The organism is Paenibacillus auburnensis (genome assembly GCF_927798115.1).
Lineage (GTDB): Bacteria > Bacillota > Bacilli > Paenibacillales > Paenibacillaceae > Paenibacillus_AQ > Paenibacillus_AQ auburnensis.
Genome location: NZ_CAKMMG010000003.1, coordinates 79,559 through 94,332, shown reverse-complemented (window position 1 = coordinate 94,332; position 14,774 = coordinate 79,559). Strand labels below are relative to the sequence as shown.

Below are 14,774 nucleotides of genomic sequence, written 5' to 3'. Positions count from 1 at the left end.
CAAGAGCTTTCCGTGCTCATCGAATATAAATATGACAGGAAATTCTAACCCATTCGATGAGGGGATTGCTTATGAAAAAGCGGAACGGAATAATGAAGAAGCGGAGCCTTTCATCCGGAGCTGAGCAGGGACGCAGCTTGAAGCGCAAGGTGAAGGCCCAGAGCATTAATTTTGCAGTCATCGGAGACAGCCATGTGGGATACGGGAACAGCTCAGTTATTTTTAGAAATCTTTTACCCCAAGCGGTGAGCAGCGGGAACAAAAGATTTGTGATTTTTGGCGGGGATAATGCACAGGCAGGGGCTAATCATGGAAGTAATGCTGATGCCTTCTATAAGGATTTCAAGGATACGGTTACGTGCACGCTCGGGAGTATTCCTTACAAAGCCTCAATCGGGAATTGGGAGGCAAGCACCCGGTCCTTATTTACTAAATATTTAGGAGCTGCAGCCGGGCAGATGGATTTTCCGGGTACACAGGGCAAGGTGAGGTATGTATGGCTTGATTGTGCACTCGGGAAATTCACGCCGGAAAGTCTAAAGCTGCTGAAAAATTTAGATGACCGGTATTATTACATTATTGATTTTCATTGGCCTTTAAAGGTAAGCGGGATTACTGTTGATCCCAGTCATGTGCTCAGCGGGACAGAGACGGGGAAGTTTTTTGCAGCGATTCCGGTAAAGGTGAGAGATCGGGTGCTGGCTATCTTCACCCATCACGGGCATAAATTCTACCGGAAGCTGGCCCATATTTATCCGGGGTTTTCGAAGACAAAATTTTTCGTGACCGGATGTTCCGGAGATTATAAATGCAAGCCTGGTGACCGTGGATATTACAATGCGACACTAACCCTCAATGGGACTGCAGCAACGGTTGATGCTTACCGGGTAACGGTGATGTAGCGGAAAGAGAACGGCTATAATCTAAAAATACAAGCCGCGCATCGCTGCGCGGCTTGTGCTCAGTATATAGAAGCAAAATAAAAACGGTGGTTACTGCACACTGAGATTGTCCCAGTTGACCTGAAACTCCTTCAGCATACCTTCTTTGGTCAGCTTGCCGCCGAGGTAACCCTGAATGCTGCTCGATAATTCCTGCGGCATTCCGTTCGGAAGGCGTGACCAGTTCCAGGTCAGGGCTTGATCCTTATCCGTATAGTCCAGTACTTCGGCACCCAGTGCCCCGAGCTCTTCTTCAGTGCCCTTAATACTGTCGAGGGCAGGGATGAACTGGAACTCTTTGGTGATGTATCTTTTGCCGGTCTCTGAGGTTACAAGCCAGTCCAAGAAGAGCTTGGCCTCCTCCTTAACGGGAGAGTTCTTATTAACGACCCAGTTACTGGGCACTCCTACATAGAGCTTATCGTTGTCTTCGGCCGTATCATCAATCGGCATCGGCAGGATGCCCAGATTCAGGTCCGGATTGATGCCGTCGATTTGTCCCTGGGTCCAGTTACCCTGCTGCATCATCGCCGCTTCTCCGCTGGCGACCATGGTTACCTGGGTATTGTAATCGGTCGAGAGCGGATTTTTGTTGCCATATTCAACCGTAAGATCGAGCAGGTCCATCCACTTGGAGAATATCGGATCCCCATTGAATGTCCTTGAGCCGTCTGTCAGTCCCGCAATGAACGCTTCCGGGTCGGGTTGCTGGGCGAAGGCTACATTGACGTTATGATTGCCAAGCACGAACCATTCCTGATATCCGTTGGCAAAAGGCGTGATCCCTGCAGCCTGCAGCTTCTCCGCTGCCTGCCGCAGAGCACTGAGGGTCAGCGGCTTCTCCGTAATGCCGGCCTGCTTGAACAGATTCTTATTATAAATGAAGCCGTAGCCTTCCAGGTTCATCGGCATACCATAGAGCTTGCCGTCTACAGTCATTTGTTCTGCAGCGAGCGGCTTAACATCCTTGGCCCAGGCCTCACCGCTCAGGTCCTCCAGGTATTCCAGCCACATATCGCGTTCGTTGTTGCCCCCGATGGTGAAGATGTCCGGCTCGTCACCGGACGAGAACTTGGCGCGCAGGGATGCCCCATAATCGCTGCCGCCCCCGACGCTCTGAATCTCCAGCCGGATGCCCGGGTGCTCCTGCTCGAATTCGGTTTTAAGTGAAGCCAGCGCTTCGGATATTTCCACCTTGAACTGGTAGATATGCACCGTTTTGATTCTATCCGCATGGTCACTGCCGCGTCCGCAGCCGGCTGTCAGCCCGGCCAGCAGCGAGCATGCGAGGAGAAGTCCATGTTTTTTGCTCATATCAGATTCATCCTCTCTGCCTGAAAATCGCATGTATCGTCAGCCCTTAACGGAGCCCTGAGCGATGCCTTCAATAATATATTTCTGCATCAGCAGGAAAAAGATCACCACCGGCGTAATCCCGAGCACAAGTCCCGGAAGCGCCAGATCCCACTGCTTCGTGTATTGACCGAAAAAGGCATATGTGGCGATGGGGATCGTGCGGTGCTGCGGGTCCTGCAGAATGAGCGATGGCATCAGGTAGTCATTCCAGATCCATAGCGTATTCAGTATGATCACCGTAACGATGATCGGCTGCATCAGCGGAAGCACAATCCGGAAAAAGGTACCGTATGGGCTGCTGCCATCTACCCGTGAAGCCTCCTCAATGTCTACCGGCACCGATTTGACGAAGCCGTGGAAGAGGAAAACAGTCATCGGCGCGCCAAATCCCAGATAAGCCAAAATCAGGCCGGCAGTTGAATCCATCACGCCTAATCCGCTCACAACCTTGACTAGCGGAATCATTATCGCCTGAAACGGAATAACCATGGCCGCTACCAGTGCTATATAGAGCATACGGTTATACAGGCTGTTATTACGGACCATTTTGTAGGCGCACATCGAACAGAGGAGTGCGAGCAGCACGTTGCTGATAACTGTAACAATGAAGGAGTTCAGGAAAGCATGCGGGAAATCGGTGGCTTTCCACGCTTCAGCATAGTTGCTCCATTGAAGCATAGAGGGCAGCGCAGCGGAATCCGAGAGAATTTCACTGTAGCTTTTGACCGAGTTCGCCAGCAGAAAATAAAACGGAACCAGGAATATTAGGCCCAGCAGGAGCATAAGCAGTTCGGCCAGCAGCAGCGGGGCCTTGAATTTTTTGGCGGCACTCTCCATTACAGCTCCACCTCTCTTTTCTTGGTTGCTCTCACCTGCAGGAGGGAGATGATGGCCACAACAACGAAGAAAATCATCGCTTTGGCCGAGCCCATGCCGAACCGGCTAATCGTGTAGGCTTCATTATAAATATTCAGCGCCACGGATTCGGTAGCTTTGAACGGGCCGCCTTTGGTCAGCGACAGGTTCAGGTCGAACAGCTTGAAGGACCACGAGATCGACAGGAACAGGCAGACCGTTACGGCCGGCATAACCAGCGGAATTGTAACATGGCGCAGTGTCTGCATCCGCCCGGCTCCGTCAACCCGGGAAGCTTCCATCAGGCTCCGCGGAACGTTGTTGATCGCCGAGATGTAGATCACCATCAGATAGCCGGCATTTTGCCAGACAAACACGATCACAATCGCCCAGAAAGCGGTTCCTCCAGTACCCAGCCATGGGAGATTGAAAAAGGACCAGCCGGTAGCCTGGCCGATCGACTCGAATCCCCGGACAAAAATAAACTGCCAGATAAACCCGAGCAACAGGCCGCCAATGACATGGGGAACAAAAAACACCGTCCGCAGCACATTGCGCGTAAATAGCCTGCGGGTCAGCACATAGGCGAGTGCGAAGCCGAGCAGGTTGGTCAGCACCAGACCGAATAAAGTAAACTTGGCCGTAAACCAGAACGAGTGCAGAAAGGAAGGGTCCTTGGTGAAAATATGCAGGTAATTCCGCAGGCCCGTCCACTCCACATGACGCGAGATTCCGTTCCAGCTGGTAAACGAATAATAAAGTCCCAAAAAGAATGGAATCAGTACAATAACAAAGAAAAACAGGGAAGTTGGCCCGACAAAGATAAACTGCTGCATCAGGCCTGATCTTCTTTTATGGTCCATCGTTCCTCACCCCTTGATGTAAAGTAAACATTTCATTAAATAACCGGAAGAACAAATATCCGAATCAGGTATTCTAGAATTTACCAAATTAGTTGTGCGGGAATTTCTGGTTTACAGAATGAAATGATGTCATTGAAGCTGGAGAATAGTAAACTTTATAATCTAAAAAACGGACGAAGAACGTCCCGTACTCCATGGTTTATTGGGGTGCGGGACTTTTTTTGTGCAGAGGAGGGGAGTGGGACGGAGTATGAGGTCTCAGACTGGCGGGGCCGGCCATACTTTGTTGATCTGGTATGGAAGCCGGGCCAGGTGAAGTTTGCCATTGAGATAAAAGGATATGGTCCCCATGTGCAGCATACAGACCGCACCAGGTACCGGCAGGAGCTAAACAGGGAAACTTATCTGCAGATTGCAGGCTACCGTGTAGTCTCGGTACCCTATGATGATTTGGAATCGGCGCCGGAGTTGACGGTTTCTCTATTCAAATCCTTATTAATTCCATGCCTGTTGCAGCATGCGGAGGTGAACAGAGTCAGTACACAAGGATGGAAAGAGAGATTTTGCGATTAGCGGTACGGTCTAATGGCTATATTACGCCTATTGATTTAGTGAATGGGCTGGCGTAAAGTAAATTGTGTACCAAGATTTGGAGCCTAATCAGGCAACAAAAAAGCAGGGTATTCTCGAGATTGTCGAAGTCATTTTCTGGAAAGGTAATTAAGCTGAAATCATTAAGTAGGAGGTTGTTTATGCCCTGGGAAGAAGTCGCTAAAGAAAACCGTGAAAAAAATGAATTTATCAAATCTTATATTCTAACTCACTTCGGTAAATCTGTTGAAGATGAGATATTAGCTATGTCCGATGCACTAAACGCCTATTACCGATTCAAAGGATTTCACTTTGAGTCTGATGAGGAGACCTTTATCCTACCAGCTGACTATAGTCAAGAATAATAATAGAGATTCATCCCTTTTTTCCAGTCCTGCCTAACTCAGATCTGAGCTACTGACGCTCCAAGAAGTTGTGAATAGTTGGCCGTAATGCGCAAACGGGGGTGTTCCAGCAGTTGTGCAGCGAAGCAGTGTCTTTCCTCAAAGAGGGAAGGCAGTATAAGGCACTGTGTACTGACGTACACATGGATTTGTAATGAAGTGTATAACGATGAGCAAAAAAATTTAAAAATATATATGTAGTATATATTTAACTGTGTGTATCACCATGTGTATATCATAAGAGGGGTCCCAATTGGACGTCTCTTTTTGTGCGGGTCTGGTGAAAAGAAGAAAGGGCTATTATCTTAGTATTTGAATACAAATGTATTCAAATATATTCAATTGAATGCAGGTGAATTCTGGGTTATGCCCAGTGATCAGAATGAGAGTAGCTAAAAAATAAATGTGACCGGGGTCGGGGAAATCGGTGGAGCTGTAACCCAAATGAGCATGCAATCCGTTGAATGAGAGGCCTTAGAAGATAATGGATAAGGCTGCTATAACACAGGAATCAAGAGCAGAACAAAAAACAGCAGCTCTCTGGAGGGGCTGTTGTTTTTTCATACGGAAATGACAAAAACCCTGATGCAAGCATCTTAAGGACTCCTCAACGGAATCAGTGTATGTTTACTGCTAATGCAATGGGTCTCTATCATCCTAATACCCTTGTGAAACAATTCTTATGGTTCAATGTACACATCAGTAGCGTACCATTTCCCAGATTTCAGTTTTAGATTTAACCTAACCGGCTCCCTGAAACCAAAGTCCCCTTTTGAATAGAATTGATTTACATATGCTTTTGATATAAAAAAGAAATGCAAAGGGAAGACAAACCCGATTTTATGATATTTTTTATCATACACATAAGGTATCGTCGTCATATCACGTGTAACTGGGTTAATATTTTGATATGTTTTATCGTTCATATATACCTTATAGTCAGCAGCCCCACTCATTGCCTTTACCAAAATAATCTTAGTGTCATGTGAAATCCACACGCCTACGGCAACATAAACAATGACAAATAAAGTGATCAGTGAAAAAACAACTCTCTTCCGTTTCATGTTTAGTCCCTCCTGTCAAAGATTCCGGAATAAAAAAGTAGTACAATCCTAGGATTGTACTACTTTTCCTGATCATTATACTACAAAATGTGTGTGAAATAAGGAATCACTGTTGTATCAGGGGTATAAATGATGTAATAATCCCAAGATACATTCTTACGGTCTTTTGTGTGCTATGAAACCAGAGGATTAGAAGGCGTATCCGTGTTTGTTACTACAGCCGTGTGGTTCATTGTATAGTCGGATCCTTTATCGTAAGAAACGATATCACCCTCATACAAATAGCTTGCTTATCTACTTGGACGTCATCGACTACAACGAACGTTTTAGCGAACGGGTCATTCGCGGTTTCGGCGATCTGGAAGTAAAGAAGATGCTTAATGAGATGTTTGAAACCGGCATGCTGAACTAGGAAATCAACGGTAAAAATCCCGTTGATTCCGCCGCTGGCAGGCTGAACGCCGTCTGTCTTTTCAAACTTGACAGCCCTTTCAAAGTATCGGTATGGTAGACTGGTCAGATTATAAGGAGGCTGGGAGATATGTCAGGAGTTCTTGGTAATCATTTTGTTACACAGATTGGGATTTTGGTGAATGATGTGGAGAAGGTAAGCGCGGCGTATGCGGAGTTTTTTGGACTGGAGCAGCCGGAGATTATTATTACAGATACAGCCGACATTGCCCAGACCCGCTATAATGGGGGCCCGACAGAGGCACGGGCGAAGCTGGCTTTTTTTGATATGGGATCGTTGCAGCTGGAGTTGATTGAGCCGGACCATCAGCCGAGCACATGGCGCGATTATCTGAATGAGCATGGTGAAGGCCCGCATCATATTGCTTTTGTAATCGAAGGCATGCAGGAAAAGATCATGCTGCTCGAGGGCAAGGGGTTCCCGCTCCAGCAAAAGGGTGAGTATACCGGTGGCCGTTACGCTTATATGGATACCTTCAAGGAATTAAAGGTGCTCGTGGAGCTGCTGGAGAACGATAAGCAATAAAGCAGCCAGAGTAGCCTATATAGGGGGAGTTATGATGAATATTCTGATTACCGGTGCCGGACGCGGCCTGGGTGTAGAGCTGGTGGCTGAAGCACTGGAAAGAGGTCACGGCGTTATTGCCGGGGTCCGGCATCCTGAGCAGGAACAGCCGGAACTGGCGAAGCTTGCGGCCGCCTACGGAGATAAACTAACCGTGGCGAGGCTGGATGTGACGGACGAAGAAGGAATTGCAGCACTGGCTGCAGAGCTGAAGGCGCAAGAGCGGACACTCGGGGCTATTATTAACAACGCGGCGGTCCTGACCGCCCGTAACACGCCAGTTGAAGTGCTGGATCTGCAGGACATGCTGACTACTATGGATATTAATCTGTATGGGCCCATCCGGGTGGTCAAGCACTTCCTGCCACTGCTCACTGAAACCAAGCCCTCTATTATTAATATTTCTTCGGAAGCGGGCAGTATCTCTAACGCCTATCCGGGAGACTATCCCTATTCCATCTCCAAAACAGCAATGAATATGTTCTCACAGCAGCTGCACGTCTATTTGCAGGATCGCGGAGTCCATGTGCTCAGTGTACATCCCGGCTGGATGCATACTGACATGGGCGGTGAAGAAGCACCGACCGATCCGCGCCAAAGTGCCGGGGGCATTATCACCCTGATCGAGCAGCGCAAAGACCCCAAAGGCGTCTTTAGGTTCGTGGATTATACCGGTAAGGATATGAAGATATAAGTGCGCTAGCAGGCCGCCTAATAAGGAAGAGCTGATTTCGGCAGAAAACCGTAATCAGCTTTTTTGGTTTTGAGTATTAGGAAAAATTCCCAAAAAAGAAGGAATGTTTATGTTTTTGTATAATATTTAATATAATCATTAAATAAAAACATATTGGAGGCATTCTATGATTGAGTTAGTGGCAAGTTCACTAGAACAGGCCGGTGTATCGGCATCAGGTGTCGAACGGATTAAGGCTGCTGCCGCACAGATGGTGGAAGACAACATTACACCGGCACAAGTGATTGTTGCTGCCAGAAAGGGAGTTATTCTAGTACATCAAGCTGATGGAAAAATTGGCCCTGAGCCTGACGCAGCCACATTAACCGTTAACACGTTATTTCCGCTCTGTTCTATCACGAAGCTGTTTACTGCAACGGCTGTGATGATGTTAGTTGAACGAGGAAAGGCAGGGCTGAACAGACCGGTCGTGGATTACATCCCCGAGTTTACAGGCGAGGGAAAATCCAAGGTGTGCGTGCATCATCTGCTGACCCATACCTCCGGATTAGACGGCGAGAAAATACACTTACATGCACAGGCCAAACGGGCTGAAGGAACGGAGTTTCCTGCAAGCGCATCCAACCAGGACCCCGAGCTTCATGAGTACTTGTATAGCGGCTATGATGCACCTCTTAGCTGTGAGCCGGGAACGGCAATGTCTTATTGCGGGTACGGATATGAGCTGCTGGGAGAAATCATCCGGCGCGTCAGCGGCCAGGCTCATGACGAGTTCGTGCGGGATAACATTTTGGAGCCGCTGGGGATGGAAAATACATACTATCGGGTGCCTCAGGAAGTACGGAGCAGAGTGGTGAGACGTTCACCTGAGGCGGCCTGTGCGGAGTGGACTGAAACCGAATATCAGCTGAATTCAGTATCTGCGGGCGGCGGGGCATACTCTACAGCGATGGATCTGGCCATTTTCGGCCAAATGTTTTTAAACGGCGGCATCTTTAACGGGATAAGGCTGCTTAGTCCGGTAACGGTGAAAGAAATGACCCGGAATCAGATTCCCGGGGTGTCCTCGCAATACAGAGATGAGGTATTTCCTGAAGCATACTGGGGGTACGGCTGGGCAATCAACGGGACGAAACGGGATGGGGGAGATCTTTTTTCACCCAAAGCGTATTCGCACTGGGGCGCAGCCGGTCCCTTCCTTTGTGTTGATCCGGTCTACCAGACGGTAACGGTTCATTTATCGGTAGAGCTGGATCATCAGAAGCCGTTCAAGAATATGTATGCGGATTACTTCAATAATACGGTTCTTGCAGCAATCACAGAACTGTAGCGCACATTCAAACTCTTTTTCGAAAAGTAAAAGCCCTGGGGATGATCCTGAGGGCTTTTTTGTTATATACGACAAGAATAGAACAGATTCATTCGTCCACTTAAATAACTGGAAAATAGTTTGCCGAGCATCCCACCTTAACCTCAAGGTAAAATATACAGGATTGACGTCTCTTCAGGAGCCGCTATGCTAGTTGAAAGCAGTTTGTTTGGACGATAATTGTTTGTTTGTCAGGTTATCGCACATAATATATGGTCTTTTTGAGGTGGAAAATGGTTTATTGTGCAGTTTCGGATATAAATGTGATACTAGGTGACATCGAGGGCGTCGTACACAAATGTCGAAACATTCGATGACACGTTAAATAACATCAAAAGGGGAAAGGTGATGAGAGAATGACAACAAGTTGGTCTAAGAAATGGGCAGGTCCCGCAGTGGGGGTCGTATTAATCTCCTCTATGCTATTATCCGCATGTTCTTCCAAGGAGGATGCTGCCAGCGGGAATGCGGCGTCAGAATCATCCAAGTCTACTACATTAAAAGTAGAGTTGTTCGACCGGGGGAACTCCCCCGCCGGCTACACCATCACCGACAGTTATTTGACGAGGCTGGTGCAGGAGCGTTTTGGCAAGCCGAATAATATTGATGTCCAGTTCGTACCGGTGCCGCGTTCGGAAGAAATTCAGAAGCTGAATGTCCTGATGGCCAGCCAAAGTGAAGTGCCGGACATTGTGTTCACTTACGATTCAGGAACCTTCAACCGGTATGCTGAGCAGGGCGGTTTGACAGATCTTACGGACTTGCTGGAAAAGAATGCGCCGAACCTCAAGAAGTTTCTGGGCGAGGACACGTTAGCCTACGGACAATATAAAGGCCAGCAATTCGCCCTTCCGGGCAGAAGACTTGTGCTGGGCAAATACGCCGGTTACATCCGCCAGGATTGGCTGGACAAGCTGGGATTGCCGGTGCCGCAGACAACAGATGAGCTCTACACTACACTCAAAGCATTTAAGGATAAAGACCCCGGCAATACCGGCGGCAAGGTCATTCCATTCGGGATGAGCCTGGCGTCCGCTCAATATGAGCCGCTTCTCTGGTCCTTCATTGAGCCGCTCACGGATGAGCAGAAGTATACCTTAACCCAGCAGCTGGGCTCCAATGATTATCCGACGCTGCTTCCGGGCTTCAAGGATGGTCTGAAATTCATGAACAAGCTGTACAATGAAGGTCTGATCAGCAAAGACTTCGGCCTTGATAAAGACAAGAAACAGCTGTGGCAGAATCTGCAGAATGGTCTGCTCGGCTTCTATACAGAGGATGCAGGGGAACTGTACTTCTCAGCGAATGGCGGGTACGAAAATCTGCAGGCTAATGTGCCGGGCGCTGTGATCACACCGGTTGATGTCTTCACGAACTCGGAGGGCAAACATGCCAAGCCGGCCTATGCGCCAAATGCCATGTACGTCATGATCCCGAAATCCAGCAAAAATGCTGAAGCAGCACTGAAATATCTGGATTGGATGGCTTCAGATACGAATCTCTTCGATATGCAGTTCGGTGTAGAGAATGAGAACTATACCCTCGTAGACGGAGTGCCTGTAGTCAAAGCAGATGCGACTCAGGAAGCGATGGACCGGATCTACAACTTTGGTGACCTTGCCATCATCGTTAATGGTAAATATGCCGGAGACGATGCCAAAAATGAAGCAGCGTACATTGCTCAGACTCCGGAGAAATACCAGGCAGATATGAAAAAGTCGGTGGAAATCTCGAATACAGACAACATTCAGCCTGTGAAATTCGATCACCCGATCGAAGCGGAAGCGAAATATGGCACGGCACTGGCTGACAAGTTCCAGGAGATCATCGTGAAAATGACCATGATCAAACCGGATCAGTTCGACAGCACCTACGATTCGATGATCAAGGATTACATGGCAAGCGGCGGACAGGCCATTCTGGATGAGCGTACCGAAGCTTACAAAGAGATGTCTTCTAAATAAGCGGCCTTAATATTAAAGAGACAGCGGCAGGTACCCCGGGGGCCGGGCAAGGCCCCCGGATATTGCCGCAGACAAGAGAGGAGAGTGATGGCAGTGAAGAACAGCACTTATATCCGCAGAAACTGGCAATTGTATCTTTTGCTCGTACTGCCGGTCATTTACTTCCTGGTGTTTAAATATGGGCCGATGTACGGGGTACAGATTGCTTTTAAAGAATTTAACTTCTTCCAGGGCATCGGCGGGAGTGAATGGGTTGGACTTGATATTTTCCGCGAGGTCTTTCATAACAATGACTTCTTCAAGGCGCTGCGCAATACGCTGCTGCTCAATCTGCTGGACCTGATCATTTCGTTTCCCGCTCCGCTAATTTTGGCAATTATGCTCTATGAGCTGCGGATTGTCTGGTTTAAGAAGTTTGCCCAGACGATACTATATATTCCTCACTTTATTTCATGGGTTATTATCGGCGGCATTGTGCTGCAGGTGTTCGGCACCGAATCCGGCTTTATCAATAACATGCTTACAGGTATGGGGCTGGATGCCATTCCGTTCCTCTCCGACAAGCATTACTGGCTGGTAACCTATCTTCTGGTCGGAGTATGGCAGAGCGCAGGCTGGGGAACGATCTTGTATCTGGCGGCTTTGACGGGGATCAACAAAGAATTGTTCGAGGCTGCTGAGGTTGATGGTGCAGGTCGTTTTAAGAAAATACTGCATATTTCCCTTCCGGGCATCAAAACTACTATCGCCACCCTGCTGATTATCAACCTGGGCAATATGATTTCCATCGGCTTTGACCGTCCGTTCATCATCGGCAACGTGGCTGTACGGGATTACTCAGAGGTGCTGAGTACCTTTGTCTACCGGGTTGGTATTGAATCCGGGCAGATTTCGCTGGCTACCGCTGTGGGGCTGTTCCAGGCGCTGGTGGGACTGATTTTCCTGCTCGGTGCAAACTATGCATCCAAGAAACTGGCGGATGAGAGCATTCTCTAGTCCAGGCCAAACGTGAGAAAGACTGAAGGGGGAAATCCAATGAGCGAACGCGCATCAAACCGGATATTTGATATCTTTAATATCTTGATAATTACTTTTGTTATCCTGCTGTGCTTAATGCCTTTTATTCATATTATTGCGATCTCTCTTAGCTCAACCCGCCCGATTATGTCGGGACTCGTGACCTTTTTTCCAAGGGAGTTTAATATTAATGCCTACACCAAGGTCTTTTCCGATATGGCGATGATCCGGTCCCTGGGTTTCACCATTATGCTGACGGTTCTGGCGACTGTCCTGTCGATGGTTATGACCATTGCTGTGGCTTACTCTTTATCCAAAAAAGACCTGCGCGGACGCAAGTGGTTCATGTTGATCATTGTAATTACGATGTTCTTCAGCGGAGGCATTATCCCTGATTATATTCTGGTTCGCAACCTCCATTTGCTGGATACGGTCTGGGCGCTGGTTCTGCCGGGTCTGATCAGTCCGTTCTATATGATCATCCTGATTTCCTTCTTCAACAGCATCCCGAAAAGTCTGGAGGAGGCGGCGGAAATCGACGGTACAACCCATCTGGGCACTCTGCTGCGCATCATTCTTCCGTTGTCGCTGCCGTCACTTGCTACACTCAGCCTGTTCTATGCTGTGGGACGCTGGAACGGATTCCAGGATGCGCTGATGTATATCAACCGTCCGGATTTGTATCCGCTCCAACTGAAGCTCTACCAGATGATTCAGAACAATCAGGTCAGCGAGCTGATGCAGCAGGAAGGCTTGGGGATGGCCCAGCTGATGCCCGAGAGCCTCAAAGCGGCGAGCGTCGTATTCTCCACTGTTCCGATTCTAATCGTCTATCCGTTCCTGCAGCGTTATTTCATCAGCGGAATGATGGTTGGTGCAGTCAAAGGCTAATGAAAGGGGGGAGCATTGTGACACAGGCGATGATAGACAAGCTAACGGAAAGGCAGCGTTATCTGGTGGTTCAATCCATGGCGCTCATGGATTCGCTCTATGACGGGGTGATGGAGCTCTTGATCGACGAGGAACGGAGTGACCGGCATAATACGCGGAGCAGTGCCCATTATGCGCTGGGACTGCTGATCCGCAGCAGTCCAGGCGATGCCGAGCGGGCCTGCGGTTTATTGAATCGGGTGATGGACCTGCAGTTCGATTGCCCGGAAGAGATCTATCACGGAACATTCCGCGTTTCTCCACAGGCGGCTCTGCCGCCGGCCGGCAATTATGAGTGGAAAAAGTTTGCGCCGGGATTCGCCTTTTTTCTCAGTGAAACTACAGAGAAGGTGGGCAAACGGCTGAGTGACATACTTTCCCGGGAAATAAATTCCGGGCTGCCGGGAGCGGACGGCCAGAAGATTAGACAATATCTGCAGACTGCGGTCGATGAGGTGCTGCCGCCGGTCTGGAAGAGCTATGACCCCAATTGGCGTGAATTCATTGCCAGTACCTTTGCTGTAATTCTTGAGCAGTTTGCCTTAGTTCTGCCGCAGGCGCTTGTGAAGCGGATGGAGGAGGCGATGAAGAAGAGTGTTTCAGCTTCCATAGACCGGCGGTTATCCGATGCCATCCCGATGAATTCGAATATTGAACTGATGCATATCTTTATCGTCCATTACTACGGGCACCGCTTTGGAAATGAGGAATGGACCCGGCATGCAGACCAAGAGGCTGCGGCCTTCCTGAAGGGGTTTGAAGAATTTGGAAGTATAGCCGAATTTAATACAACTACTTATTACGGTGTGGATCTAACAGTGCTGGGCATGTGGAGGAAGTATGGGCATACCGCTGCTTTCAGAGAGACCGGGCGTACGCTCGAACGTGGAATGTGGGAGAATATCGCCCTGTTCTACAATCCGGTATTGGAGAATTTGTCGGGGCCGTTCTCGCGGGCTTATGAGATGGAGATGACCGGTCACAGCTCGATTGGTGTATTCCTCTACCTGGCACTGGGAGCAGGCTATGAGCATCTGGCAGCACCGAACTGTGAAACCAGTCATGATCCGCTTATTGTGCTGTCAGCCGGAGAGCTCCCGCCCGGGCTGCTTCCGCAGTTCACGGCCTTTGGGAAGAGCCGCAGAGTGGAAAAGCAGTTCCGCGAGCTATGTGAGCGGGATAAGCCTGGAGAAAACCGTAACCTGTGCACAGCGGCGGCTTGGATTGAGGAGAAGCGGATGATCGGGGCGATGTCGGGGAGCCGGAATACGAACGGGCAGATGCATCCGGCGACTGTTCATTGGATAGACGTGGATGGAGCCCGGTATTATTTGCGCCTTATCCGCAGGGAGCAGGGCAGGAGCTGGAACAGCCATTTACGGGGGATTACTTTTGAAGCTTCAGTGGACAAGGATCTGCTGACTGTGGATGTCCGGCTGGACACAGAGATTCCGGTTGAAGTGCTGTTTGAAGTTACCGGTCCAGGGCTCTTGCAGGCGAAGGTGAGTCCGGAACTATGGTCACTTCCGGGTTTAATATGCCGGGTGACAGCGGATGCACCAGAGCCTTCTATCCTATGCGATGAGCAGGAGAGTAAACTGGAAATTATCTATCTCCACCGTCCGGAGGACGGTGTGCAGAACATGTCCTTTACACTTAGGATGGACCCGGTTTCTTAAAGCCAAGTCTG

Annotated in this window: 16 protein-coding genes; 11 read left to right on the top strand and 5 right to left on the bottom strand. The window is 49.0% G+C overall.

Annotated elements, in window-relative coordinates; genetic code table 11:
* Window positions 1-92 precede the first annotated feature (92 nt).
* Window positions 93-902, top strand: coding sequence for a metallophosphoesterase (locus L6H70_RS14495; RefSeq protein ID WP_236334239.1), 810 nt, complete (start codon window positions 93-95; stop codon window positions 900-902).
* A gap of 90 nt (window positions 903-992) precedes the next feature.
* Here L6H70_RS14495 and L6H70_RS14490 read toward each other — a convergent pair whose 3' ends face one another.
* Genes L6H70_RS14490 through L6H70_RS14480 form a run of 3 tightly spaced genes read right to left on the bottom strand, consistent with a single transcriptional unit; the run spans window position 993 to window position 4,015 of the window.
* Entirely contained in the window at window positions 993-2,255 is a 1,263-nt protein-coding gene (locus tag L6H70_RS14490; RefSeq protein WP_236334237.1) for an ABC transporter substrate-binding protein, read from the bottom strand.
* A 39-nt stretch (window positions 2,256-2,294) separates the two neighbouring features.
* Window positions 2,295-3,134 (bottom strand): carbohydrate ABC transporter permease, encoded by an 840-nt coding sequence (locus tag L6H70_RS14485; protein ID WP_236334235.1) that lies wholly within the window; start codon window positions 3,132-3,134, stop codon window positions 2,295-2,297.
* Window positions 3,134-4,015 (bottom strand): carbohydrate ABC transporter permease, encoded by an 882-nt coding sequence (locus L6H70_RS14480; RefSeq protein ID WP_236334233.1) that lies wholly within the window; start codon window positions 4,013-4,015, stop codon window positions 3,134-3,136. Before L6H70_RS14480 ends, L6H70_RS14485 begins: the two co-directional genes overlap by 1 nt.
* A gap of 126 nt (window positions 4,016-4,141) precedes the next feature.
* On the opposite strand from L6H70_RS14480, the gene L6H70_RS14475 reads away from it, so the two are divergent.
* Together L6H70_RS14475 and L6H70_RS14470 are read left to right on the top strand one after the other, a co-directional pair.
* The gene (locus tag L6H70_RS14475; protein WP_236334230.1) at window positions 4,142-4,588 is read left to right on the top strand and encodes a hypothetical protein; all 447 of its coding nucleotides are present in this window, start codon (window positions 4,142-4,144) and stop codon (window positions 4,586-4,588) included.
* A gap of 179 nt (window positions 4,589-4,767) precedes the next feature.
* Window positions 4,768-4,971 carry a hypothetical protein gene (locus L6H70_RS14470; RefSeq protein ID WP_236334228.1) on the top strand — a complete coding sequence of 68 codons (204 nt, stop codon included), beginning with the start codon at window positions 4,768-4,770 and terminating at the stop codon, window positions 4,969-4,971.
* Between the two features lie 719 nt (window positions 4,972-5,690).
* On the opposite strand, the gene L6H70_RS14465 is transcribed toward L6H70_RS14470, so the two are convergent.
* Entirely contained in the window at window positions 5,691-6,074 is a 384-nt protein-coding gene (locus L6H70_RS14465; RefSeq protein WP_236334227.1) for a hypothetical protein, read from the bottom strand.
* A 173-nt stretch (window positions 6,075-6,247) separates the two neighbouring features.
* On the bottom strand, window positions 6,248-6,355 hold the full coding sequence (locus tag L6H70_RS28920) for an amidase domain-containing protein (protein ID WP_423802827.1): 108 nt from the start codon (window positions 6,353-6,355) through the stop codon (window positions 6,248-6,250).
* A 5-nt stretch (window positions 6,356-6,360) separates the two neighbouring features.
* Between L6H70_RS28920 and L6H70_RS28695 the strand changes: the two genes are divergently transcribed.
* The 8 genes from L6H70_RS28695 to L6H70_RS14430 all read left to right on the top strand — a co-directional run bounded on the left by L6H70_RS28695 (window position 6,361) and on the right by L6H70_RS14430 (window position 14,763).
* Window positions 6,361-6,486, top strand: coding sequence for a hypothetical protein (locus L6H70_RS28695; RefSeq protein WP_279306757.1), 126 nt, complete (start codon window positions 6,361-6,363; stop codon window positions 6,484-6,486).
* A gap of 129 nt (window positions 6,487-6,615) precedes the next feature.
* Entirely contained in the window at window positions 6,616-7,071 is a 456-nt protein-coding gene (locus tag L6H70_RS14460; protein ID WP_054939522.1) for a VOC family protein, read from the top strand.
* Window positions 7,072-7,105: 34 nt separating this feature from the next.
* Window positions 7,106-7,804 (top strand): SDR family oxidoreductase, encoded by a 699-nt coding sequence (locus tag L6H70_RS14455; RefSeq protein ID WP_236334224.1) that lies wholly within the window; start codon window positions 7,106-7,108, stop codon window positions 7,802-7,804.
* Window positions 7,805-7,970: 166 nt separating this feature from the next.
* Window positions 7,971-9,134, top strand: a complete 1,164-nt coding sequence (locus L6H70_RS14450; protein ID WP_236334222.1) for a serine hydrolase domain-containing protein — start codon at window positions 7,971-7,973, stop codon at window positions 9,132-9,134.
* Window positions 9,135-9,529: 395 nt separating this feature from the next.
* Window positions 9,530-11,137, top strand: coding sequence for an extracellular solute-binding protein (locus tag L6H70_RS14445; protein WP_236334220.1), 1,608 nt, complete (start codon window positions 9,530-9,532; stop codon window positions 11,135-11,137).
* Between the two features lie 87 nt (window positions 11,138-11,224).
* The gene (locus L6H70_RS14440; RefSeq protein WP_423802826.1) at window positions 11,225-12,133 is read left to right on the top strand and encodes an ABC transporter permease; all 909 of its coding nucleotides are present in this window, start codon (window positions 11,225-11,227) and stop codon (window positions 12,131-12,133) included.
* 39 nt (window positions 12,134-12,172) lie between these two features.
* A complete protein-coding gene (locus L6H70_RS14435; RefSeq protein ID WP_236334216.1) occupies window positions 12,173-13,045 on the top strand; it encodes a carbohydrate ABC transporter permease in 873 nt (290 codons plus the stop codon).
* Window positions 13,045-14,763: a hypothetical protein gene (locus L6H70_RS14430; RefSeq protein ID WP_236334214.1), complete on the top strand. Its 1,719-nt coding sequence runs from the start codon at window positions 13,045-13,047 to the stop codon at window positions 14,761-14,763. Before L6H70_RS14435 ends, L6H70_RS14430 begins: the two co-directional genes overlap by 1 nt.
* Window positions 14,764-14,774: the final 11 nt, after the last annotated feature.

Bases quoted from the DNA above. Each gene is read 5' to 3' on its own strand.
- L6H70_RS14480 (WP_236334233.1), bottom strand. From the start codon at position 4,015: ATGGACCATAAAAGAAGATCAGGCCTGATGCAGCAGTTTATCTTTGTC.
- L6H70_RS14465 (WP_236334227.1), bottom strand. From the start codon at position 6,074: ATGAAACGGAAGAGAGTTGTTTTTTCACTGATCACTTTATTTGTCATT.
- L6H70_RS14495 (WP_236334239.1), top strand. From the start codon at position 93: ATGAAGAAGCGGAGCCTTTCATCCGGAGCTGAGCAGGGACGCAGCTTG.
- L6H70_RS14475 (WP_236334230.1), top strand. From the start codon at position 4,142: ATGTCATTGAAGCTGGAGAATAGTAAACTTTATAATCTAAAAAACGGA.
- L6H70_RS14490 (WP_236334237.1), bottom strand. From the start codon at position 2,255: ATGAGCAAAAAACATGGACTTCTCCTCGCATGCTCGCTGCTGGCCGGG.
- L6H70_RS14435 (WP_236334216.1), top strand. From the start codon at position 12,173: ATGAGCGAACGCGCATCAAACCGGATATTTGATATCTTTAATATCTTG.
- L6H70_RS14485 (WP_236334235.1), bottom strand. From the start codon at position 3,134: ATGGAGAGTGCCGCCAAAAAATTCAAGGCCCCGCTGCTGCTGGCCGAA.
- L6H70_RS14440 (WP_423802826.1), top strand. From the start codon at position 11,225: ATGGCAGTGAAGAACAGCACTTATATCCGCAGAAACTGGCAATTGTAT.
- L6H70_RS14460 (WP_054939522.1), top strand. From the start codon at position 6,616: ATGTCAGGAGTTCTTGGTAATCATTTTGTTACACAGATTGGGATTTTG.
- L6H70_RS14470 (WP_236334228.1), top strand. From the start codon at position 4,768: ATGCCCTGGGAAGAAGTCGCTAAAGAAAACCGTGAAAAAAATGAATTT.
- L6H70_RS14430 (WP_236334214.1), top strand. From the start codon at position 13,045: ATGAAAGGGGGGAGCATTGTGACACAGGCGATGATAGACAAGCTAACG.
- L6H70_RS14445 (WP_236334220.1), top strand. From the start codon at position 9,530: ATGACAACAAGTTGGTCTAAGAAATGGGCAGGTCCCGCAGTGGGGGTC.
- L6H70_RS14450 (WP_236334222.1), top strand. From the start codon at position 7,971: ATGATTGAGTTAGTGGCAAGTTCACTAGAACAGGCCGGTGTATCGGCA.
- L6H70_RS14455 (WP_236334224.1), top strand. From the start codon at position 7,106: ATGAATATTCTGATTACCGGTGCCGGACGCGGCCTGGGTGTAGAGCTG.